The organism is Sinorhizobium arboris LMG 14919 (assembly GCF_000427465.1).
Taxonomy (GTDB): domain Bacteria; phylum Pseudomonadota; class Alphaproteobacteria; order Rhizobiales; family Rhizobiaceae; genus Sinorhizobium; species Sinorhizobium arboris.
Genome location: NZ_ATYB01000014.1, coordinates 3,203,475 through 3,226,496, shown reverse-complemented (window position 1 = coordinate 3,226,496; position 23,022 = coordinate 3,203,475). Strand labels below are relative to the sequence as shown.

At 64.1% G+C, this 23,022-nt stretch carries 10 protein-coding genes; 5 read left to right on the top strand and 5 right to left on the bottom strand.

Going from position 1 to position 23,022, the window contains the following annotated elements:
* Nucleotides 1-3: 3 nt before the first annotated feature.
* From amaB to hglS, 3 genes are read right to left on the bottom strand one after another with little or no spacing between them, the layout of a single operon-like run.
* The gene (gene amaB / locus SINAR_RS0126810; RefSeq protein WP_028001943.1) at nt 4-1,536 is read right to left on the bottom strand and encodes an L-piperidine-6-carboxylate dehydrogenase; all 1,533 of its coding nucleotides are present in this window, start codon (nt 1,534-1,536) and stop codon (nt 4-6) included.
* A gap of 34 nt (nt 1,537-1,570) precedes the next feature.
* Nucleotides 1,571-2,992, bottom strand: a complete 1,422-nt coding sequence (locus SINAR_RS0126805) for an FAD-binding oxidoreductase (RefSeq protein WP_028001942.1) — start codon at nt 2,990-2,992, stop codon at nt 1,571-1,573.
* Between the two features lie 10 nt (nt 2,993-3,002).
* The gene (gene hglS, locus SINAR_RS0126800) at nt 3,003-4,403 is read right to left on the bottom strand and encodes a 2-oxoadipate dioxygenase/decarboxylase HglS (protein WP_028001941.1); all 1,401 of its coding nucleotides are present in this window, start codon (nt 4,401-4,403) and stop codon (nt 3,003-3,005) included.
* Between the two features lie 113 nt (nt 4,404-4,516).
* Here hglS and SINAR_RS0126795 point away from each other — a divergent pair, with 113 nt between their 5' ends.
* The 3 genes from SINAR_RS0126795 (at nt 4,517) to SINAR_RS0126785 (ending at nt 15,703) form a co-directional block, all read left to right on the top strand.
* Nucleotides 4,517-5,410, top strand: a complete 894-nt coding sequence (locus SINAR_RS0126795) for a LysR family transcriptional regulator (protein ID WP_028001940.1) — start codon at nt 4,517-4,519, stop codon at nt 5,408-5,410.
* Nucleotides 5,411-5,868: 458 nt separating this feature from the next.
* A complete protein-coding gene (gene ndvB, locus SINAR_RS0126790; protein WP_084617693.1) occupies nt 5,869-14,367 on the top strand; it encodes a cyclic beta-(1,2)-glucan synthase in 8,499 nt (2,832 codons plus the stop codon).
* A gap of 178 nt (nt 14,368-14,545) precedes the next feature.
* Nucleotides 14,546-15,703 carry an OpgC family protein gene (locus SINAR_RS0126785; RefSeq protein ID WP_028001938.1) on the top strand — a complete coding sequence of 386 codons (1,158 nt, stop codon included), beginning with the start codon at nt 14,546-14,548 and terminating at the stop codon, nt 15,701-15,703.
* A gap of 57 nt (nt 15,704-15,760) precedes the next feature.
* On the opposite strand, the gene SINAR_RS0126780 is transcribed toward SINAR_RS0126785, so the two are convergent.
* Nucleotides 15,761-15,958 carry a hypothetical protein gene (locus SINAR_RS0126780; protein ID WP_028001937.1) on the bottom strand — a complete coding sequence of 66 codons (198 nt, stop codon included), beginning with the start codon at nt 15,956-15,958 and terminating at the stop codon, nt 15,761-15,763.
* Nucleotides 15,959-16,326: 368 nt separating this feature from the next.
* A complete protein-coding gene (locus tag SINAR_RS0126770; protein ID WP_028001936.1) occupies nt 16,327-18,084 on the bottom strand; it encodes a glucan ABC transporter ATP-binding protein/ permease in 1,758 nt (585 codons plus the stop codon).
* A 379-nt stretch (nt 18,085-18,463) separates the two neighbouring features.
* Between SINAR_RS0126770 and SINAR_RS0126765 the strand changes: the two genes are divergently transcribed.
* Nucleotides 18,464-19,204 carry an autoinducer binding domain-containing protein gene (locus SINAR_RS0126765; protein ID WP_028001935.1) on the top strand — a complete coding sequence of 247 codons (741 nt, stop codon included), beginning with the start codon at nt 18,464-18,466 and terminating at the stop codon, nt 19,202-19,204.
* 308 nt (nt 19,205-19,512) lie between these two features.
* On the top strand, nt 19,513-22,971 hold the full coding sequence (gene pyc, locus SINAR_RS0126760; RefSeq protein ID WP_028001934.1) for a pyruvate carboxylase: 3,459 nt from the start codon (nt 19,513-19,515) through the stop codon (nt 22,969-22,971).
* The last annotated feature ends 51 nt before the right edge of the window (nt 22,972-23,022 follow it).

Sequence of the window (23,022 nt, the reverse complement as noted above, 5' to 3'; positions counted from 1 at the left end):
TGTCTATTCGATGTCGAAGGAGACGCCCTGCGCCAGCGGCAGAGCCTTCGAATAGTTCACCGTGTTGGTGGCGCGCCGCATATAGGCCTTCCAGGCGTCGGAGCCGGATTCGCGCCCGCCGCCGGTCTCCTTTTCGCCGCCGAACGCGCCGCCGATCTCGGCGCCGGAGGTGCCGATATTGACGTTGGCGATGCCGCAATCCGAGCCGTCGGCTGCGAGGAAACGTTCGGATTCCTGCATGTCACGGGTGAAGATCGAGGAGGAAAGCCCGGCAGCAACCGCATTGTGCTCGGCGAGCACCGCGTCGAAGTCGCTGTACTTCATGACGTAGAGGATCGGCGCGAAGGTCTCTTCGAGCACCGGGCCCTCCTGCCTCGGCATCTCGACCAGCGCCGGCTTGACGTAGTAGCCGTTCTCGTGGCCGAGCTCGACGCGCTCGCCGCCGGTGATTTGTCCGCCATGGTTCTTTGCCTCGGCGATCGCCTTCTGCATCCCGTCGAAGGCCGCCTTGTCGACAAGCGGGCCGACGAGTGCGGCCGATTCCAGCGGGTTGCCGACCGAAACCGACTGGTAGGCCTTCTTCAGCCGCGGCACGAGCTGGTCGTAGACGCTTTCGTGAACGAAGAGACGGCGCAGGGTCGTGCAGCGCTGTCCGGCGGTGCCCATAGCCCCGAAAGCAATGGCGCGCAGCGCCATGTCGAGATCGGCGGACGGGCAGACGATGCCGGCGTTATTGCCTCCGAGTTCCAGGATTGCACGAGCGAAACGCTTGGCAAGTCGCGGACCGACCTCGCGGCCCATACGGGTGGAGCCGGTCGCCGAGACCAGCGGCACCTTCGGATGGTCGACGAGAACCTCTCCGATCGCACGGTCGCCGATCAGGACCTGCGACAGGCCCTCCGGAGCGTCGCCGAAACGGGCGATGGCGCGTTCCAGGATCGCCTGGCAGGCGAGCGCGGTAAGCGGCGTCTTTTCCGACGGCTTCCAGACGACGGCGTCGCCGCAGACGAGCGCGAGCGCCGCATTCCACGACCAGACCGCGACGGGAAAGTTGAAGGCGGAAATGATGCCGACGACACCGAGCGGGTGCCAGGTTTCCATCATCCGGTGGCCGGGACGCTCGGTGGCGATCGTCAGGCCGTAGAGCTGGCGGGAAAGGCCGACTGCGAAATCGCAGATGTCGATCATTTCCTGGACTTCGCCGAGGCCCTCGGACGGGATCTTGCCGGCTTCGATCGAGACGAGACGGCCGAGATCGGCCTTGAAGGCGCGCAGTTCCTCGCCGAGAAGCCGGACGAGTTCGCCGCGCTTCGGCGCCGGTACGAGGCGCCAGGCGCGGAAGGCCCCGTCGGCCCTCTCGATCTTCCTGGCGGCTTCAGCGGCAGACACGGTCTTGAGACTTGCGATCTTCTCGCCGGTAACCGGGCTGAAGGACGGCATGTCGCCGCCGGTGTAGAGGTCCTTGACGACGCCCATCTTCTCGAGGAGCGCGGCCGCCTCGCTCGCGACATCGATTTTCTTGGCTGCAATGTTCATGTGGTGACTCCCGTCTTGTAACTGGCGCGACGACCTAACCGAAGCGCACGCTGCCGAGCTTGCCCGGCGAGGTGAGCGTCTTGAGGCCGGCCGCCATGTTCTTCAGTTTTTCCGGCGTGTAGAAATCGTAAAAAGCCTGGTTGCGGCGGCCGAGCGCATGTTCCGCGCTGAAGCTGCCGTGATATTGCTCGACCGCGATCGCAAATACCCATTCGCGCAGTCGCTGCTCGAAGGTCGCGTCAGCCAGTAGCGGACTATCCTTGGCGACGACCAGGTTGAAGTGAACGCCGCCGTCGCCGATATGGCCGAAATCGCAGACGCTGACCCCGGGAAATTTTTCCGGCATTTCCGCCTTCATATGGTCGCAGAAGGCCATAATGTCACCCCTGCGGAAGGAGAGATCGAAGGCGATCAGCTTGCCGAGGTGTTTAACGCCCTCCGAAAGCGCATGGCGCAGCGCCCAGATTTCGTGCGGCGGTCCGACGAGTGCATCGGCGAGCGGCGCCTCTTCCATCTGCCATATCTCCGCGAGCACGCTTTCGAGAACCGCGGCAAGCGGCTGCTCGCCCTCGCGCGGGCTTGAGGTGCGGGAGATTTCAGCAAGGATCACATAGTCGGGGACCTTGCCGCCCTGAAAGGGGTTCTTCAGCGACGGCACATGGGCGAAGGCCGCGTCGATCGCGTTCCTCGACATTCCCTCGAAGGCCGAGAGATAGGCGCCGAGCCGCTCTTCCATGGCTTTCAGGAGCGACAGAACATGCGCGCCGCTCGCCGGCACCAGGAAGGCGGTCGCCGTCTGCTTCGGCAGGCACTCGATATTGAGCACGCATTCGGTGACGATGCCGAAGGCGCCCGAGGTGCCGATGAAGAGCTGCTTCCAGTCGACGCCGGTATTGTTCTTGCGCAGGTCCGAGCCGAGGTCGAGCACCGTGCCCGCCTCGTCGGCGAGGACCACTTTCAGACCCAGCGTATTGCGGCGCACGTCGCCATATTTCAGAAAGCGCGAGCCGCCGGTGTTGGTGGCGATCATGCCGCCGATCCGCGGGTCGGCGCCGAGATCGATCGGGAAGAACAGGCCGTGTTCCTCCAGCCGCCGGTTGAGTTCGGACAGGCGGATGCCGGCATCGACGCGCACCGAGCGATTGTCGAGGTCGAGCGCGAATTGGCGGGTCAGCCGGTCGAGGCTGACAACGACCTCGCTGCCCGACTCGTCCGGCGTCGACCCCGAGACGAGGCCCGTATTGCCCGACTGAGGGATGAGAGCGATGCCGTTGCGGACGCAGTAACCGACCGCGGCGGAGGCCTCCTCCGTCGTTGCCGGACGCAGGACGGCGGCCGCGCGGCCCCGGTCGTAGCGCGCGCCCGTCTCGTAAGCCTCCATGTCCTGCCGACGCGTGACGACGCCCTTGTCGCCAAGGAGCTTCGTCAATGCGTCGATATGGTGCTCGTCAATCATCGCCGGCCTATCACTCCGCTGCCATGGCGGCGGTAAGCGCCTTGAGGCAGCTTTCGATCGATGCCTGCTCGATGCCGGCATAGTGATCGAATTCGTTGAGCACGGCGACGCCGAGATCGGTCTCGAAGCGCTTCTGGTTCGGGCTCGCCTCGAATTCCTGCTGCGCACCGTCGCCGAGGTTCGACTGGAAGATACCGGCGGCGCTGACCGGAAGGAAGTCCTCATAGACGATCGGATCGAATTGAACCAGGCCGTCGGCGATCAGGGAATCGAGATCGCGCCGGCCGGGCAGCTTCGTCCGCCGGCCCTTATCCGTCAGTGAGTAGCTGAAATAGCCGAGCCCCGCCTGGCGGATTTCCACCCAGTCGTCCGGGAAGGCCTCGAATACCGAAGCCAGGGCCGCCTCGTAGTCTCCGGCGTTGGAGCCGTCGGCGGCGGGACGCACGATCTTGCGGGATTCGTCGAGCAGCCGGTCGTAGAGGCCGCGGCCCTTCGGCGTCAAGGCAATGCCGCGCTGTTCGATCTCGCCGAAGCGGGCGGTATGCGAGCCGGCCCTCCAGCTGCCATCGGCGTCACGGAACGAAACCGGCTCTTCCAGCGCCTTGAAGGACGTCTGGCGGAGCAGGATCGGGCATTTGCGCGTCGGAGGCCCTTCGACGACGGCTTTCGGGGCGATGCCATATTCCGGCATCAGCGCCTGGACCTTGTCGATGTCGAGCGTGCGCGGCGTCAGATGATTGATATGCGGTCCCCTGAAGGAGACCACGTCGGCAATCAGCCGGTGCGCATCGTGCAGCCGCCTGTACATGTCGGCGCTGACATTCGCCTTGTCGTGCCACCGGAACGTCTCAAGCACCTCCGCGACGAAACGGTCGGCATCGGCCTTGCCGAGTCCGCCGTCGCGCTCGGCCTTCTCGGCAAGTTCGACCGCACCGGGCGTGAAGATCCGGCGTTCTTTCAGGATCGCCTCGGCCTCGGCGCGCAGGGTCTCGTCGGCAATAAGGTCGAGCCTCAGAAGCGAGGTGAAGACGCGGAAGGGATTGCGCTTCAGCGCCGTTTCTCCGACCGGTCTGAAGGCCGTGGAGTGCACCGGCACGCCGGCGGTGGACAGGTCGTAGTAGCCGACCGGATACATGCCCATCACCGCGAAGACCCGGCGCATCGTCGAAAGCTCCGCGGGGGTGCCGAGGCGGATCGCCCCGTGGCGTTCCTCGGAGATCCGTTCGAGCGAATCGGTCGCTTCGAGGCGCTCCTTCAGGGCAGCGTCGGCCGAGAGCGTTTCGCCGTTCACCCTGGCGACGAGTTCCATCAGCGTGCCGTAGGCCGGCACTTCCTCGCGGTACATCAAGGACATCGCCGTGGAAAAGGACGAACGGATATCGTCGGCTGATACGAAACTATTCTCTTTCACTGGGGCTCGCCTCGCGCTATGGATGAAGGACAAGGTCATTCTTAATTCTGATCATATCGGAAGGGTATGGGCTTGGATCGCGCTGCTTCTGACTATGTTGATGCGAGGCTGGAATGAAGTTGAGCCGCCGACTGGTTCCTGACGTCACGACGCTGCAGGCCTTCGAATGCGCCGCGCGCCACGGCAGCTTCACCCAGGCGGCAGCCGAGCTCAATCTCACGCAAAGCGCGGTCAGCCGTCAGATCAAGGACCTCGAGAACCAGCTCGGCGTGCTGCTCTTCGAACGGGTGCGTCAGCGGGTCATTCTTTCGGATGCCGGACAGAAATTCCTGCCGGAGGTGCGCCGGCTCCTGAACCAGACCGAGGAGCTGATGGTGCGCGCCATGGCGTCGGCACGAGCCGACTCCAGCCTCTCCATCGCGTCGCTGCCCACTTTCGGCAGCCGCTGGCTGGTGCCGCGCCTGCCGGACTTCCTGAAGCGCCATCCAGGCACGGTCGTCAATATCGCCTCCCGTTCGGAGCCATTCGATTTCGAGGAGCAGAACTTCGATCTGGCGATCCATTACGGGCAGCCGGTCTGGGCGCGCGCCATCTGCAGCTATCTCTGCAGCGAAGTCATCGTGCCGGCGGCAAGCCCGGCCCTTCTCGAGGAGCATCCGGTCGAGGCGCCTGCCGACATCGGCGGCGGGCCGCTGCTGCATCTCGCGACCAGGCCCAAGCTCTGGGCGCAATGGTTCGAGGCGAGCGGCGTCGAGCAGGACGGCGCCTATCGCGGCAATCGCTTCGATCAATTCTCGATGGTGATCGAAGCGGCGACTGCAGGTCTCGGTTTTGCCCTTTTGCCTCGCTATCTCATCGAGCAGGAACTTACCGCGGGCACGCTGCGGATCGTTCTCGATCGGCCGATGCAGACGGAGAACAGCTATTACCTCGCCATTCCGGAAGGCAAGCTCGAGAATCCGGTCAGCCGTGCCTTCCGGGAGTGGATCACCGAGCAGGTCGGTTGATCAGCCACAGCAGGGGAGTCCGGTTGAAGATCTACCGATCCCGGCTTTCGGACCTGATACTGCAGCACCAGGAAGGGGCGGATTTTGAAAGAGGTTTCCCACGAGCCGAAGGCGCATGCCGGCTGGCCCGGCAGCTCCCGTTCCGGGCCTCCGGAAGCGGCCCAGCGGCGCACGCATTCCTTGCAAGTTGCTGACATCACGGCTAAAAAATGCCATCTTCATACATCACGCGGCCATGGCACGCAGCACGCCGCCGGTTTTGCAATGTCCAAGCCTCAAGTCCCGGTCGGCGCCCGCTTTCGCCGGTTCTCACCTCCCCGGACGATGACGGCGAGGGAGGGCACATGACCGTGTCTAGAAACGCGCCGGCGCCGTCTGCAGCCCCAGGGCCGCAGCCAGACCGGCAGAACAACGAGAACCGGGCCGATCGGTCCCAGGTGGAACCAGAATCCGTACCCATGCTCCAGCACACAATGCAGTCCAATTCACCGCGCGAACCGGAAGCGAAGCAGATCGACTACAACGATTCGATCCGCTCGACCTATTTCTCGATCGACGAGCTGCGGGCATGCGGCGCGAGCCTCGCCGAGAACGGGGTTTCCGCCCTGCCGGGCTTCTTCTCCTTCGAGTTCCGCTCCCGCCACCGGGAGAACGAAAAGGAGATATTGCGCGTCTATCGGGCGACAGCAGCCGACGTCGAAGCCGGTGCCTCGATCACGCCGGCAGCCGAATGGCTGCTCGACAACCACCATGTCGTAGAAGAGGCGATCCAGGAGGTTCGGCGCGATTTCCCGCGCCGGTTCTACCGGCAATTGCCGACGCTCTCCGTATCCGGCAACGTCATTCCGCGCACGATGGCGCTGGCTTGGCTTTACGTCGCTCACACCCACAGCACGGTTTCGCGGGAAAGCATCACCGCGATGGTCGAGGGCTTCCAGGAGCACGACACCTTCAGGATCGGTGAACTGTGGGCGCTGCCGTCGATCCTGCGCTTCGTGCTCATCGAAAATCTCAGGCGCATCGCCATCCGCGTCGAGCGCTCGCGCGGCATGCGGCGCAAGGCGAACGAGGTGGCGGACCAGCTCATCCGGCTGAGCGAGCCGGAAGCCTGCCGGACACTTCTCGTCGAGTCCGAAGCGCTCTCCGCCGACAATACTTTCATTGCGCAGCTCCTATACCGCATGCGCGACGGTTCGCAGACCTCGGGCGCCGTCATAGCCTGGATCGAGGAGCGACTGGAACGGCGCGGCACCGACGTCGAGGAGGCGCTGGTGGCGGAGCAGAACCGCCTCTCCTCCGGCAATGCGACGATGAGCAATATCATCCGCAGCCTGCGCGAGATCGACGACACGGACTGGGCCGTCTGGTTCGAAAGCGTCAGCAAGATCGATGCGACGCTGCGCGAGGGTTCGGATTATGCGTCGCTGGATTTCGGGTCGCGAAACACCTATCGTGACACGATCGAGAAGCTCGCCCGCCGTTCGGGCCACAGCGAACACGAAGTCACGAAAATTGCGATCGAAATGGTCGAGGAGGCGAGGGCGGCGGCGGCCGTCGAGGCGCCCCTGCAGGAGCCGAATGTCGGTTCGTTCCTCGTCGGGAAGCAGCGCGCGGCGCTGGAGAGGCGGATCGGCTATTCGCCCTCCGTCTTCCAGCACCTGATCCGCGCCATCCGCAAGCTGGACTGGTTCGCCATCGCCGGTCCGAACATCGTGCTGACGATCCTGGCGATGATCGTCGTCTACGCCTTCGTCAGCCCGATGGACATTCCGAACGGCGCGAAGCTGATCATGCTGCTGCTCTTCGCGCTGCCGGCTTCAGAAGGCGCGATGGGCCTGTTCAACACGCTCGTCACGCTCTTCCTCAAACCGTCCCGGCTCGTCGGCTACGAATTTCTCGACGGAATACCCGCGGACGCCCGCACGCTGGTGGTGGTACCTTGCCTGATCGCCAAACGCGACCATGTGGACGAGCTCGTGCGCAATCTCGAGGTGCATTACCTCGCCAATCCGCGCGGGGAGATCTATTTCGCGCTCTTAAGCGACTGGGGCGACAGCAAGTCCGAGGAGGCGCCTGCCGATACCGATGTCCTCGAATACGCCAAACGCGAGATTGCTTCGCTCGCCGCCCGCTACGCCTATGACGGCAAGACGCGCTTCTTCCTCCTGCATCGGCGCCGCCTCTACAACGAGGCCGAGGGAGTGTGGATGGGATGGGAGCGCAAGCGCGGCAAACTGCACGAGCTGAATCTGCTGCTGCGCGGCGACCGCGACACCTCGTTCCTTCAGGGCGCCAACACGGTGCCGGAGGGCGTGCAATATGTGATGACGCTCGACTCCGACACGCGTCTCATGCGCGATGCGGTCACCAAGCTTGTCGGCAAGCTCTATCACCCGATCAACCGGCCGGTCGTCAATCCGAGGACACAGGAGGTCATGACCGGCTACAGCCTCCTGCAGCCGCGGGTGACGCCGTCGCTCACCACCGGCAGCGAGGCTTCGGCCTTCCAGCGCATCTTCACCATCAATCGCGGCATCGACCCCTATGTCTTCACCGTGTCGGACGTCTACCAGGACATCGCCGGCGAAGGCAGCTTCACCGGCAAGGGCCTCTACCATGTCGATGCCTTCGAGGCGGCACTCAAGGGCAAGATCGACGAAAATGCGGTGCTCAGCCACGACCTTCTCGAAGGCTCCTATGCGCGTTGCGCGCTGGTGACCGACGTCGAACTCGTCGAGGATTTCCCGACCCGTTACGAGGTCGAGATGTCGCGGCAGCATCGTTGGGCGCGCGGCGACTGGCAGCTCCTGCCCTATATCTTCAGCCCGGCGAACGGCCTGTCGATGCTCGGCCGCTGGAAGATGTACGACAATCTGCGCCGGTCGCTCATTCCCGTCGCCTGGCTCGCGGCCTCGGTCATGGGCTGGTACTACATGGAGCCGACTCAGGCACTGATCTGGCAACTCGTGCTGATCTTCAGCCTTTTCGTCGCGCCCACGCTGTCGCTGATTTCCGGGATCATGCCGCGGCGCAACGACATCGTCGCGCGTGCGCATCTCCACACGGTGCTGTCGGACATTCGGGCCGCAAACGCGCAGGTCGCGCTGCGTATCGTCTTCATCGCGCATAATGCGGCGATGATGGCGGATGCGATCGTGCGCTCGCTCTACCGCACCTTCGTCAGCCGCAAGCTGATGCTGGAATGGCGTACCGCCGCGCAGGTGCAGAGCGCCGGCCACGGTTCGATCGGCGACTACTTCCGCGCGATGTGGACGGCGCCGGCGCTCGCGCTCGTGTCGCTGGCGCTTGCCGCCATTTCCGATACCGGCCTGCCCTTCATCGGCCTGCCCTTCGCCCTCATCTGGGCGGCTTCGCCCGCGGTCGCCTGGTTCGTCAGCCAGTCCGCCGAAACCGAAGACCAGCTCGTCGTCTCCGAGGAGGCGATCGAGGAGATGCGCAAGATCGCGCGGCGGACATGGCGCTATTTCGAGGCATTCGTCACCGCCGAGCAGAACTTCCTGCCGCCGGACAACTTCCAGGAAACACCGCAGCCGGTCCTCGCGGAGCGCACCTCGCCGACCAATATCGGCGTCTATCTCCTGTCGGTGATGTCGGCCCGCTCCTTCGGCTGGATCGGTTTCGAGGAGACGATCACGCGTCTCGAACAGACGATCGCCACGATCGACCGCATGCCGAAATACCGCGGCCATCTCTTCAACTGGTATCGCACGCGCGGCCTCGAACCGATGGAACCGCGCTATGTTTCCTCCGTCGACAGCGGCAACCTCGCCGGACACCTGATCGCGGTGTCGTCCATGTGCCGGGAATGGGCCGAGGCGCCGTCCGCCCACGTCCAGGGCAATCTCGACGGTATAGGCGACGTCGCGGCGATCCTCGAGGAGGCGCTGAGCGAGCTTCCCGACGACCGCAAGACCGTACGGCCGCTCAGGCGTCTGATCGAGGAGCGCATCGCCGGCTTCCGGAATGCGCTGGCCGCGGTCAAACGCGAGCGCGAGTTCGCCTCCATACGGGTGATCAACCTCGCGGTCCTCGCGCGCGACATGCACAAGCTGACAGTCAATCTCGATCATGAGGTACGCACGGTCCAGAGCGGTGAGGTGGCGACATGGGCGGGCTCGCTGGTGGCCGCCTGCGAGGCCCACATCGCCGACGGCGTCTTCGACCTCGGCGCGATCGAGGCGCTGCGTCAGCGGCTGCTGGTGCTCAAGGAGCGCGCGCGTGACATCGCCTTCTCGATGGACTTCGGTTTCCTGTTCCGGCCGGAGCGGCGGCTGCTCTCGATCGGCTACCGCGTCAACGCCAACGAACTCGATGAGGCCTGCTATGACCTTCTGGCCTCCGAGGCGCGGCTGACAAGCCTCTTCGCGATCGCCAAGGGGGACCTGCCGACCGAGCACTGGTACAAGCTCGGCCGTCCGATCGTGCCGATCGGCGCGCGCGGGGCGCTCGTCTCCTGGTCGGGATCGATGTTCGAATATCTGATGCCGCCGCTTGTCATGCAGGAGCGGCAGGGCGGCATCCTCAACCAGACCAACAATCTGGTGGTCCAGGAGCAGATCAATCACGGCCGGCGTCTCGGAACGCCTTGGGGCATCTCCGAGGCGGCGTTCAATGCGCGCGATCACGAACTGACCTACCAATACACGAATTTCGGCGTGCCGACACTGGGCCTGAAGCGCGGGCTCGGCCAGAATGCCGTCATCGCGCCCTACGCATCCATTCTTGCCTGCATGTATGATCCGAAATCGGCCCTTGCCAACCTGGCGCGGCTCCGGGAGGTCGGTGCGCTTGGTGCCTATGGCTATCACGACGCCGTCGACTTCACGCCGACGCGCGTGCCGGAGGGCCAGAAATGCGCCGTCGTGCGCAACTATTATGCCCATCATCACGGCATGTCTGTCGCCGCGATCGCCAATGTCGTCTTCAACGGCCAGTTGCGGGAGTGGTTTCACGCCGATCCGGTCATCGAGGCCGCCGAGCTCCTCCTGCAGGAGAAGGCTCCGCGCGACATTCCGGTCATGGCCGCCAAGCGCGAGCCGGAATCACTCGGCAAGGGTCAAGCCGATCTCCTGCGCCCCGAGGTCCGCGTCGTCGAAGATCCGATCAATCAGGATCGCGAGACGGTGCTTCTGTCGAACGGTCACTACTCCGTCATGCTGACGGCGACCGGGGCGGGCTATGCCCGCTGGAACGGCCAGTCTGTAACGAGATGGGCGCCGGATCCGGTGGAGGACAGGACGGGGACCTTCATCTTCCTTCGCGACACGGTTACCGGCGACTGGTGGTCGGCCACGGCCGAGCCCCGTCGTGCGCCCGGCGAAAAGACCGTCACCCGCTTCGGCGACGACAAGGCCGAGTTCGTCAAGATCGTCGGCGATCTGACAAGCGAGGTGGAGTGCATCGTCGCCACCGAGCATGACGCCGAAGGCCGCCGGGTGATCCTGCTCAATACGGGCACGGAAGACCGCTTCATCGAGGTGACGTCCTATGCCGAGCCGGTGCTTGCCATGGACGACGCCGACAGTTCGCACCCGGCCTTCTCGAAGATGTTCCTCCGCACCGAGGTCAGCCGTCAGGGAGACGTGATATGGGTCTCGCGCAACAAGCGCAGCCCGGGCGATCCGGACATTGAGGTCGCCCATCTCGTAACCGACAACGCCGGCAGCGAGCGCCACACGCAGGCGGAAACCGATCGCCGGCGCTTCCTCGGCCAAGGCCGCACCCTTGCCGAGGCGGCCGCATTCGATCCGGGCGCCACGCTTTCCGGCTCCGACGGCTTCACGCTCGATCCGATCATGTCGCTTCGCCGCGTCGTCCGCGTACCGGCGGGCAAGAAAGTGAGCGTCATCTTCTGGACGATCGCCGCCCCCGACAGGGAAGGCGTCGACCGGGCGATCGACCGGTACCGGCATCCGGAAACCTTCAACCACGAGCTCATCCACGCCTGGACCCGCAGCCAGGTGCAGATGCGCCATGTCGGGATCACCTCGAAGGAGGCCGCCAGTTTCCAGATGCTCGGCCGCTATCTCGTCTATCCGGACATGCACCTTCGCGCCGACACGGCCACCGTCAAGTCCGGGCTTGCCTCTCAATCGGCGCTGTGGCCGCTGGCGATTTCGGGGGATTTCCCGATCTTTTGCCTCCGGATCAACGACGACGGCGATCTCGGCATCGCCCGCGAGGCATTGCGGGCGCAGGAATATCTGAGGGCCCGCGGGATCACCGCCGATCTGGTGGTGGTCAATGAGCGCGCCTCTTCCTACGCGCAGGACCTGCAGCACACGCTCGACTCCATGTGCGAAAATCTGAGGCTTCGCGGCCTTTCGGACGGTCCGCGCCAGCACATCTTCGCGGTGCGCCGGGACCTGATGGAACCGGAGACCTGGTCGACGCTGATCTCCGCCTCGCGGGCGGTCTTCCATGCCCGCAACGGCACCATCTCGGATCAGATCGCCCGCGCCGCCTCGCTCTACGCCAAACCCTCCGAAAAGAAGGAGGAGAGCGCCGAGATGCTGGTGCCGGTGATACCGCAGACCGACGAGCGGACGGCGGCCGAGCCAGAAGGCGGCGACCTGGACTTCTGGAACGGGTTCGGCGGCTTTGCCGAGGACGGCCGCGAATATGCCGTGCGGCTGCGCGGAAGCGAGGCGACGCCGCAGCCGTGGATCAACGTCATCGCCAACGAACAGTTCGGCTTCCATATTTCGGCCGAGGGCGCGGCCTTTTCCTGGAGCCGCAATTCGCGCGACTATCAGTTGACGCCCTGGACCAATGACGCGGTGGTCAACCGTCCGGGCGAGGCGATCTTCGTGCGCGACATGGCGAGCGGCGCGGTGCTGACGCCCTATGCCGCACTGTCGCGGCGCAAGTCCGCCCTGTTCGAGACCCGTCATGGCCTCGGCCATTCGCGCTTCCTCAGCACGCAGGACGAGCTCGAGATCGAGGCCATGCATACGGTCCACAGGACCTTGCCGGCCAAGCTGGTGCGGCTGACAATCCGCAATCGCAGTTCGGCCGCTCGCAAGCTTCGCGTCTACGGCTATGCGGAATGGGTGCTCGGCAGCAATCGCAGCCGCACCGCGCCCTTCGTCCTCAGCGAGTGGGACGAAAGCGGCAAGGCGCTCCTCGCCACCAATCCATACAGCATCGATTATCCGGGCCGGTGCGCGTTCTTCGCCAGCGATGGCGACGTCGCGGGCTATACGGCGAGCCGACGGGAATTCCTCGGCCGGGCCGGAGGAATCCTCGCCCCGCAGGCGGTGATATCAGGCGCCGAGCTCACGGGGTCGACGGAAGTGGATGGGGATGCCTGCGCGGCGCTCGCGACGGATCTCACCATCGAAGCGGGCGTGGAGCAACAGATCACCTTCTTCCTCGGCGATGCCGGCAATTCCGACCAGGTGCGGGCTATCCTCGGGGAGCTCAGGGCCGGCAGTTTCGACGCTGCGCTCGATGCGGCGAAGACCTTCTGGGGCGATTTCACCGAAGTCGTGAAGGTGGAGACGCCCGACAGCGCCTTCAACCACATGATCAATCATTGGCTGCCCTACCAGGCGCTCGGTTGCCGGATCATGGCACGTTCGGCCTTCTATCAGGCAAGTGGCGCCTTCGGTTTCCGCGATCAGCTGCAGGATACGCTTGCCTTCCTGATCCACCGGCCGGCGCTTGCCCGGGCGCAGATCCTCAACGCCGCAGCGCGGCAGTTCGTCGAAGGCGACGTTCAGCACTGGTGGCTGCCCGGTACGGAAGCCGGCGTCCGGACGATGATATCGGACGACGTCGTCTGGCTGGCTCACGCGGTTGCACATTACTGCGCGGTCACCGGCGGCGAGGACATCCTCCAGGAGAAGGTTCCTTTCATCACCGGGCCGGCCCTTGAAGAGGGCCAGCACGACAGCTTCTACAGGCCGGAGGCGGCCGACGAGGTGGGCGACGTCTACGAGCATTGCGCCCGTGCGCTCGATCTTGCCGTCCGCAGGACCGGCGCCAACGGTCTGCCGCTGATCCTCGGCGGCGACTGGAACGACGGCATGAACCGTGTCGGGGAAGCCGGGGAGGGTACGAGCGTCTGGCTCGGCTGGTTCCTCGCCGGCACCTTGCGCGCGTTCCTGCCCTATGCCCGCGCCCGGAAGGACAAGCCGCGCGTGGCGCTGTGGGAGCGCCATCTCGAAGCGCTCAAGGATGCGCTCGAACAGGCCGGGTGGGACGGCGATTACTACCGCCGCGGCTATTACGACGACGGCACGCCGCTCGGATCGGCGGAAAACGAGGAGTGCCGCATCGATTCGATTGCGCAATCCTGGAGCACGCTTTCGGGCGAGGGCGACAAGGAACGCTCGCTGCGCGCAATGGACGCGGTGATGGCGGAGCTCGTCGATCCCGAAAAGCGGATCGTCCGGCTGTTCACGCCGCCACTCGAGGCGACGAAGCAGGACCCGGGTTACATCAAGGCCTACCCCCCGGGCGTTCGGGAGAACGGCGGTCAATATACCCACGCGGCCACCTGGGCGGTGCTGGCGTTCGCTGCCCAGGGGCGGGCGGAGGAAGCCTGGCGCACCTTCCGCATGCTCAACCCCGTGTCGCATGCGCTCAGCCGGAACGAGGCCGAGCATTACCGTGTCGAGCCCTATGTGGTCGCTGCCGACATCTATGGAGAGGGCGCGCTTGCGGGCCGCGGCGGCTGGACCTGGTATACTGGCTCAGCCGGCTGGCTCTACCGCGCCGGCGTCGAGGGAATCCTCGGCATCCGCAAGAGAGGCGACAAGCTTTTGATCCGGCCCGTCCTGCCATCCGAATGGGCGGGCTACTCGGCCGAAGTGCGTGTGAACGGCACCACGCACCGGATTTCCGTCAGCCGCGATTCAAAAAGTGGTGAACCGGTCGTAACCGTAAATAATAGTGTCACAAAAAACGCGCATGAAGGGGTTTTGCTATAAGTGCCGGACTTGAGCACGAGCTGAACCGGCTTTGTTTCCGTTAGGGCAAGGCCGGTTTTTCTTTGCCGCTTCAGGTTCGTTCATTTCGCCACGGCGTCGACGCCGCCCGGGCCGGGCACGGCGGCGCCCGTTTTCAACAGGGGTGGGGCGGGGCGCCAAATCCCGGATATCAACACGCATGCTGCAAAAGACTTCTGAGGGCGGCAACGATCAGAGACGGGTCGCCCATCCGGTGCCGACCGGGCGCGACACACGCCTCGACGTTTTCCGGGCTCTCTGCCTGCTGACCATTTTCGTCAACCATGTACCGGGGCAGTATCTCGAATATCTGACGCACAAGAACTACGGCTTCTCCGATTCGGCGGAGGCCTTCGTGCTGATTTCCGGCCTGTCGGTCGGAGCGGCCTATTCCGGCAAGTTCCTGGCCGGCGGACGGCTCGCCCTCACACTGAAGATATGGCGGCGCGCTTTGGCGCTCTACGTCGCGCACATCATGACGAGCGTGGTGACGCTTGCGATCTTCGCTGGCGGCGCCCTCTATTTCGGCCGTCAGGAACTGATCGGCGAAATCAATATCCGGCCGATCGTCGAGCAGACGGAGCAGGGAATCGTCGCCATGGTATTGCTCGGCCACCAGCTTGGCTACAACAACATTCTGTCGATGTACGCGGTTCTGTTCCTGCTGCTGCCCGGCTTTCTATGGTTGAATGCCGTGCGCCCGAGATTGCTGTTCGCGGTTTCGGCGGCGCTCTGGCTCGCTGCCGGCTGCTTCAAAATGGTGCCCTATAACTTTCTCGATGACGGCTATTGGTTCCTCAATCCCTGGTCCTGGCAGTTCCTCTTCGTGATCGGCATCCTGTGCATGAGCCATGTTCGGAGGGGTGGCAGTCTCCCGCGGAGCCCCTGGCTCGCTGGAGTTTCCGTCGCCTATCTCGCGATTTCCGCGCTCTGGGTGCTGTTCTCCTGGTGGAACATCGACCTTTCCTTTGGGCTGCCTGCAGTGCTGACCGGCTTCGACAAGACCTTCCTGTCGCTCACGCGGCTGCTGCATGTGCTGGCGCTCGCCTATATTCTCGCAACCGTTCCTGTCTTCAGCCGGCTGACGAGACTGGAAAGCAACCACCCCCTGGTGATGATCGGGCGCCATTCCCTTGCCGTCTTCGTCTTCGGGACGATCCTTGCAATGGCGGGCCAGGTGCTGCTTCTCGTCACCGACCGGGACAGGATCATCGGCACACTCTTCGTCATCGGCGGCATCGGCCTGCACTTCGCCTATGCCTATTACCTCGAATGGCTGAAGGAGGTGTCGGTGGCGCCGCCGCTGAAGGCGGCGTGAGGGACCTTTACCCGCACGCAGGGAGGACGGTCGTCCCTCCCAGCGCGGCGGCGGCAATCACAGTCCGCGCGACCGTTCGATGAACTTGCCCTTGCGCTCATGGACGCTCGCGGATGCCGGCGAGCCGGCGGTAGAAATCGGCGGCTTTGCCTTCCTTGCAGAAAGTGGCGCGAGGTCAGCGAGCATTGCAGCGGCGCTGTCGTAATCCTTGCCGTTGCGGCGTTCGACCTCGCTTTCGCTCTCCCGCCAAAACATCCTCGCCCCTTTAGTTCGTGAAGGTCGTCGCAGAGACCCGCGCCCGCGAGGACAAGTCGCGCAGCATTCCTTGCCCGCCCTTCGTCAGCGGCCTGTCGACCTGAGACGCGTAGAACCGATAGGCGCTCATTGAGCGCAGGTCTCCCGGACCGGGGGGAAGCAGAACCCGGGGTCCGGCAGCGGACGAAATGCCGAGGCGACAGTCTTTCCCCGGTCGTGGAGGTGCAGGCCGCGGGACGAGATTATCCCCAAACGCTCCGGCCGTCTCTGCAGCGAGGACGCCCGCCGCCGATTGGGAGATCGGATTCCCGATCACATAAGAATGCCCCGGAGTCCGGGGCATTCTGGTGCAAATCCAGGTGATGGTATCAGGCTGCCGTAAGGCTCTTGCGGACATCCTCGTCCGTGAGGATACCGCTGGCGCGAAGCAGCGCGGCGAAGCGCCCGTTGCTCTGGCTGAGCTCGTTGAAGCCGCCCATTTCCACGATTCGGCCCTGGTCCATGAAGATGACCAGATCGGCTTCCCGCACCGTCGACAGGCGGTGGGCGATGATGAAGGTCGTGCGGTCCTTGCGCAGCGCGTCGATCGCATCCTTGACGCGGGCCTCGGTCTCCACGTCGAGCGCGCTGGTCGCCTCGTCGAGCACCAGGATCGGTGCGTTCTTCAGGATCGCGCGGGCGATGGCGACACGCTGGCGCTCGCCACCGGAAAGCCGGTTGCCGCGTTCGCCGACGACCGTGTCGTAACCGTTGAGGCGGCCCTCGATGAAATCGCTCGCGGCGGCGGCTTCGGCGGCGGCCATAACCTCGTCCAGCGACGCGTCCTCACGGCCGAGGCGAATATTCTCGCCGATCGAGCGGTTCATCAGGCCCGCATCCTGGAAGACCGTTGCGATCGACCGGCGCAGCGACTTGCGGGTGACGGTCGCGATGTCCACGCCGTCGACGAGGATCTGCCCGTGCTTGGGTTCGTGGACCCGCTGCAGGAGGTTGACGAGCGTGGTCTTCCCGGCGCCGGTCGGGCCGACGATGGCGATCGTCTGCCCGGCCTTGGCCTTGAAGGAGACGTTGCGCACGCCCTGGGCCGAGTTTGCGAAGTCGAAGGAAATGTCCCTGAATTCGACTTCGCCGACGACCCGCTTCAGTTCCCCGGCATCGGCCGGCTCCTCGCGGTCCTGGACCGAATCCTCGAGCTGGAAGAAGTCTTCGAGCTTGGCGCGGGCTTCAAAGATCTGGGTGGCGAATGCCTTCATCTGGTCGAGGCGGCCGATCAGCAGATTGGCGAAACCGATGAAAGCGATCACCTCGCCGACGCCGAGTTCGCCGCGCTGCACGAGAACGGTGCCGATGACGAGGATCGCCATCATCGAGATAGTCGAGGCGATGCGGTTGAGGCCGCTCGCCAAAGCCCACCAGTCGAGCACCGGATACTGCGCTGAAAGCAGGCGCTGCGTGAATTTCTTCAACGCGCGCGTTTCCGCTTCTATGCGATTGTAGCTGTGAACCACCGAAACGTTGCTGATCGAGTCGGACACGTGCGAAAAGACCGTGTGGTAGTGTCTCTCGACGGAAGCCTGGCCCTCCTTGGTACGGCTCATCACGACCTTGCTGATCATCACATAGGCCACGCCGAGCACGACAAGAACGAGCGACAGGCGGACGTCCATCGCAAAGGCCGTCGGAACCAGGAGCACGAGCGCCACTGCCGTCGCCAGATGCTGCCGCATGAATTCGAGCCAGAGCCCGAAGAGCGTTTCGCAGGCGCGAAGCAGCGTATGCAGCGCATTGGAGGTGCCGCGTTGGCTGTGCCATGAGAGCGGCATCGACACGATCCGGCCGAAGGCTTCGGTCAGGAGCGAAGCGCGTCTGCCATGCGCGAGACGATCCGCCTCGCGGGAAACGAGCACGAAGGCGATCGTATTGAAGACGCCGAAGCCCGCCCACAGGAGCAGCATCGGCGCGACCTCCTTCTGTGACGAGATCGCGTCGATGATGCGGCCGAACAGGATCGGCTCGGCAATGGTGATGACGGCCAGGACGATATTGGCAATGACGATCGCCCCGACGCGAAACTTGTGGACAGCAAGATACTGAAGCGCTCTTGCATACACCTGAAACAAGGACACTGTCTCACCCCTTTCGGGTATCGGATTTGGCGCCGCAACGGCACGATGCGGCAATGCGTTGCGTCTTTGGCCGTCCCGCAAGCGTGAACTTCAATCACCTTGCGTGCCGGCAAAGCCGCGGGTGACGGCCTTGGCGTTCTTCCCGAAAAACGCGGGAGACGGGGCGGATCAGCAAAGAGGGTCATCCGATACCATGGGAGGGTTGGCGTGATGATCCATCGTTAGCTATCTTGATGCCTCGACTCCGAGTTTTTGCAGGTTTCCTGCAAGACCGGGCGTGATATGAAGAATTATCGCGGTTGCAACATGAATGGCTTCTGAACGGCGTATTCACGTGGCCTGGCGGGTTGCGCTACGCGTTTTGATTTGAGGGTGCTCTATGAATATTACGTTGCTCGTCCAGTTTCTGGCGCTTCTGGAAGAAATGAAGACGCGCGAGGAGATCCTGCCCGAGTTCGAGCGCCTGCTCGACCGTTGCGGGTTCGACTTTTACGGCATTGTGCGTCAGCCGAAACCGCACGAGAATCCGCTGAGGCTCCTTCTGGCCGGACGCTGGCCGGATGGCTGGCCGCAGATCTATATCCGCAAGAAATACGTCGTCATCGACCCGACGATCCGCTTCCTCGGGCACGCCCAGCGCGGCTTCCGCTGGCGCGACACGCTCGTGGCCTTCCGCTCGGATCCGCACCGCAAGCGCATGGAAAGCATGATGGTAGAGGCGCGCAATCATGGCCTCTTCGACGGCTATATCTTTCCGGTGCACGGCCGGCGCGGGCTCATGGGCAATCTGACGGTGGGCGGCCGCGTGGTCGACCTGAGCCCGGTGGAACTGAGTCTTTTCGACGCCATAGCCAAGCGGCTTTTCTGGAAGTTGCTCGAACTCACCGATCCGGAGATCATGGCGGAACTCGTCTCGCGCGTCGAAGTCCAGATGACGCGGCGCGCAATGGAAGCGCTCCACTATCTTGCCGACGGCATGACTTCGAACGACATCGGCAAGGTTCTCGACATCTCCAGTCATACGGTCGACTGGTACATGAACGGCATTCAGGAAAAGCTGAAGGCGAAGAACCGCCACCATGTCGTGGCGATCGCCTTCCGCCTGGGGCTGATCTCCTGACGATACTGGCTCCTGCGCCCTCATTCCGGTGGCTGTCACAGGACGCCAGCCAGCCCAAATCCTTGGGCTGAAACAACATGTTGCGCGCCGTGATCGCGGCGCTGCTGGACCCCTGCGACAAGTACTGGGGTGGGGGGAGGTCCGAAGGCTCGAGCCAAGATCCCTGAACCACTCTCCTGCGCTGTGCTCCTGACCAAATGGGTCAGGTTTCATGTCGCATCTGAAATTGCACTTCATTCCTTGACTCGCTAATAGTTCTTTTCGCGGGTGCAGCATTCCCGCGTGTCCAAGTCTATGAGGAGTCCGACTTGTCCATATCGAAGATCCTTGTTGCCAACCGTTCCGAAATCGCCATCCGCGTCTTCCGCGCGGCCAATGAGCTGGGGCTTAAAACGGTCGCGATATGGGCTGAGGAGGACAAACTGGCGCTCCACCGGTTCAAGGCGGACGAAAGTTACCAGGTCGGACGCGGGCCGCACCTGCCGCGCGATCTCGGGCCGATCGAGAGTTATCTGTCGATCGACGAGGTGATCCGCGTCGCCAAGCTTTCGGGCGCCGACGCCATTCACCCCGGCTATGGCCTGCTCTCCGAAAGCCCGGAATTCGCCGAGGCCTGTGCCGCAAACGGCATTACCTTCATCGGCCCCAGGCCGGAGACGATGCGCCAGCTCGGTAACAAGGTCGCGGCCCGCAACCTCGCGATCTCGATCGGCGTGCCGGTTGTGCCCGCGACCGAGCCGCTGCCGGACGATCCGGAAGAGATCAAGCGGTTGGCGGAGGAGATCGGCTATCCGGTGATGCTGAAGGCCTCCTGGGGCGGCGGCGGCCGCGGCATGCGGGCGATCCGCGACCCCAAGGACCTGATCCGCGAGGTGACGGAGGCCAGGCGCGAGGCCAAGGCCGCTTTCGGCAAAGACGAGGTCTATCTCGAAAAGCTCGTCGAGCGCGCCCGTCACGTCGAGAGCCAGGTCCTCGGCGACACGCACGGCAATGTCGTCCATCTCTTCGAGCGTGACTGCTCCATCCAGCGGCGCAACCAGAAGGTCGTGGAGCGGGCGCCGGCGCCCTATCTCACCGATGCGCAGCGCCAGGAGCTCGCCGACTATTCGCTGAAGATCGCCAGGGCGACCAACTACATCGGCGCCGGCACGGTCGAATATCTGATGGACGCCGATACCGGCAAGTTCTACTTCATCGAGGTCAATCCGCGCATCCAGGTCGAGCACACGGTGACCGAGGTCGTCACCGGCATCGATATCGTCAAGGCGCAGATCCACATTCTCGACGGCTTTGCCATCGGTGCACCGGAATCGGGCGTGCCGCGCCAGGAGGATATCCGCCTCAACGGCCATGCGCTGCAGTGCCGCATCACGACGGAAGATCCGGAGCAGAACTTCATTCCGGACTATGGCCGCATCACCGCCTATCGCGGCGCCACCGGCTTCGGCATCCGGCTCGACGGCGGCACCGCCTATTCCGGCGCTGTCATCACCCGCTACTACGATCCGCTTCTTGAAAAGGTGACCGCCTGGGCGCCGAATCCGGGCGAAGCGATCCAGCGGATGATCCGTGCGCTGAGAGAATTCCGCATCCGCGGCGTGGCGACCAACCTCACCTTCCTCGAGGCGATCATCAGCCATCCGAAGTTCCACGACAACAGCTATACGACGCGCTTCATCGACACGACGCCGGAACTGTTCCAGCAGGTCAAGCGACAGGACCGCGCCACCAAGCTTCTCACCTATCTCGCCGACGTCACCGTCAACGGCCATCCGGAAGTCAAAGGCCGGCCGAAGCCTTCCGACGATATTGCCGCACCGGTCGTGCCCTTCATCGGCGGCGATGTGAAGCCGGGCACGAAGCAGCGGCTCGATGAGCTCGGCCCGAAGAAATTTGCCGAATGGGTGAAAGCGCAACCCGAGGTACTGATCACCGACACGACGATGCGCGACGGTCATCAGTCGCTCCTCGCTACCCGCATGCGCACCTACGACATCGCCCGCATCGCCGATACTTATGCGCGGGCGCTGCCTAACCTCTTCTCGCTCGAATGCTGGGGCGGCGCGACCTTCGACGTGTCGATGCGTTTCCTCACGGAGGACCCGTGGGAGCGGCTGGCGATGGTACGCGAGGGCGCTCCGAACCTGCTGCTGCAGATGCTCCTGCGCGGCGCCAACGGCGTCGGCTACAAGAACTATCCCGATAATGTCGTCAAATATTTCGTCCGCCAGGCCGCAAAGGGCGGCATCGACGTCTTCCGCGTCTTCGACTGCCTGAACTGGGTCGAGAACATGCGCGTCGCGATGGATGCAGTTGCTGAAGAGAACAGGATCTGCGAGGCGGCGATCTGCTACACGGGCGACATCCTGAATTCCGCGCGGCCGAAATACGACCTGAAATACTACACGGCGCTTGCCGCCGAGCTGGAAAAGGCCGGCGCCCATATGATCGCCGTCAAGGACATGGCCGGACTGCTGAAGCCGGCTGCGGCGCGCGTGCTCTTCAAGGCGCTCAAGGACGCGACCGGCCTGCCGATCCATTTCCACACACACGACACATCGGGCATTGCCGCGGCGACGGTGCTTGCAGCCGTCGAGTCCGGCGTCGATGTCGTAGATGCGGCGATGGACGCGCTCTCCGGCAACACCTCTCAGCCCTGCCTGGGCTCGATCGTCGAGGCGCTGTCCGGCACGGAGCGCGAGCCGGGCCTCGATCCGGAGTGGATCCGCCGCATCTCCTTCTACTGGGAGGCGGTACGCCATCAATATGCGGCCTTCGAAAGCGACCTCAAGGGACCGGCCTCGGAAGTCTACCTGCACGAAATGCCCGGGGGCCAGTTCACCAATCTGAAGGAACAGGCCCGCTCGCTCGGGCTCGAGACCCGCTGGCACGAGGTGGCGCAGGCCTATGCGGACGCCAACCGGATGTTCGGCGACATCGTCAAAGTGACGCCGTCCTCCAAGGTCGTCGGGGACATGGCGCTGATGATGGTGTCCCAGGACCTGACGGTGGCCGACGTCGAAAATCCGGGCAAGGACATCGCCTTTCCGGAATCCGTTGTTTCCATGCTCAAGGGCGATCTCGGCCAACCGCCGGGCGGCTGGCCGGAGGCGCTGCAGAAGAAGGCCTTGAAAGGCGAGGAGCCCTATGACGCACGTCCGGGCTCCCTGCTGGAAGATGCCGATCTTGATGCCGAGCGCAAGGGCATCGAGGAGAAGCTCGGCCGCGAAGTGACCGATTTCGAGTTCGCCTCCTATCTCATGTACCCGAAGGTCTTCACCGATTATGCCGTAGCCTGCGAGACCTACGGTCCGGTCAGCGTGCTGCCGACGCCGGCTTATTTCTACGGCATGGCGCCGGGCGAGGAGCTCTTCGCCGACATCGAGAAGGGCAAGACCCTCGTCATCCTCAACCAGGCGCAGGGCGAGATCGACGAGAAGGGCATGGTCAAGATGTTCTTCGAGCTGAACGGCCAGCCGCGCTCCATCAAGGTTCCCGACCGCAACCGCGGCGCGTCGGCCGCCATCCGCCGGAAGGCGGAAGCCGGCAACGCCGCCCATCTAGGTGCGCCGATGCCGGGCGTGATCTCGACCGTGGCGATCGTGACGGGCCAGTCCGTGAAAGCCGGCGACGTGCTGCTCTCCATCGAGGCGATGAAGATGGAAACGGCGCTTCATGCCGAGAAGGACGGCGTGGTCGCCGAAGTGCTGGTCAGGGCCGGCGACCAGATCGATGCGAAGGATCTGCTGGTCGTTTTCGGCGGGTAATACCGTGCCAGGCCCGAAGATGACGGCGGCGAGGCGAGGCTCGCCCGCCCC

What these genes read in the sequence shown, in the direction of transcription:
- SINAR_RS0126805 (WP_028001942.1), bottom strand. Translation starts at nt 2,992, where the DNA reads ATGATTGACGAGCACCATATCGACGCATTGACGAAGCTCCTTGGCGAC.
- ndvB (WP_084617693.1), top strand. Translation starts at nt 5,869, where the DNA reads ATGCTCCAGCACACAATGCAGTCCAATTCACCGCGCGAACCGGAAGCG.
- SINAR_RS0126785 (WP_028001938.1), top strand. Translation starts at nt 14,546, where the DNA reads ATGCTGCAAAAGACTTCTGAGGGCGGCAACGATCAGAGACGGGTCGCC.
- SINAR_RS0126795 (WP_028001940.1), top strand. Translation starts at nt 4,517, where the DNA reads ATGAAGTTGAGCCGCCGACTGGTTCCTGACGTCACGACGCTGCAGGCC.
- SINAR_RS0126765 (WP_028001935.1), top strand. Translation starts at nt 18,464, where the DNA reads ATGAATATTACGTTGCTCGTCCAGTTTCTGGCGCTTCTGGAAGAAATG.
- amaB (WP_028001943.1), bottom strand. Translation starts at nt 1,536, where the DNA reads ATGAACATTGCAGCCAAGAAAATCGATGTCGCGAGCGAGGCGGCCGCG.
- SINAR_RS0126780 (WP_028001937.1), bottom strand. Translation starts at nt 15,958, where the DNA reads ATGTTTTGGCGGGAGAGCGAAAGCGAGGTCGAACGCCGCAACGGCAAG.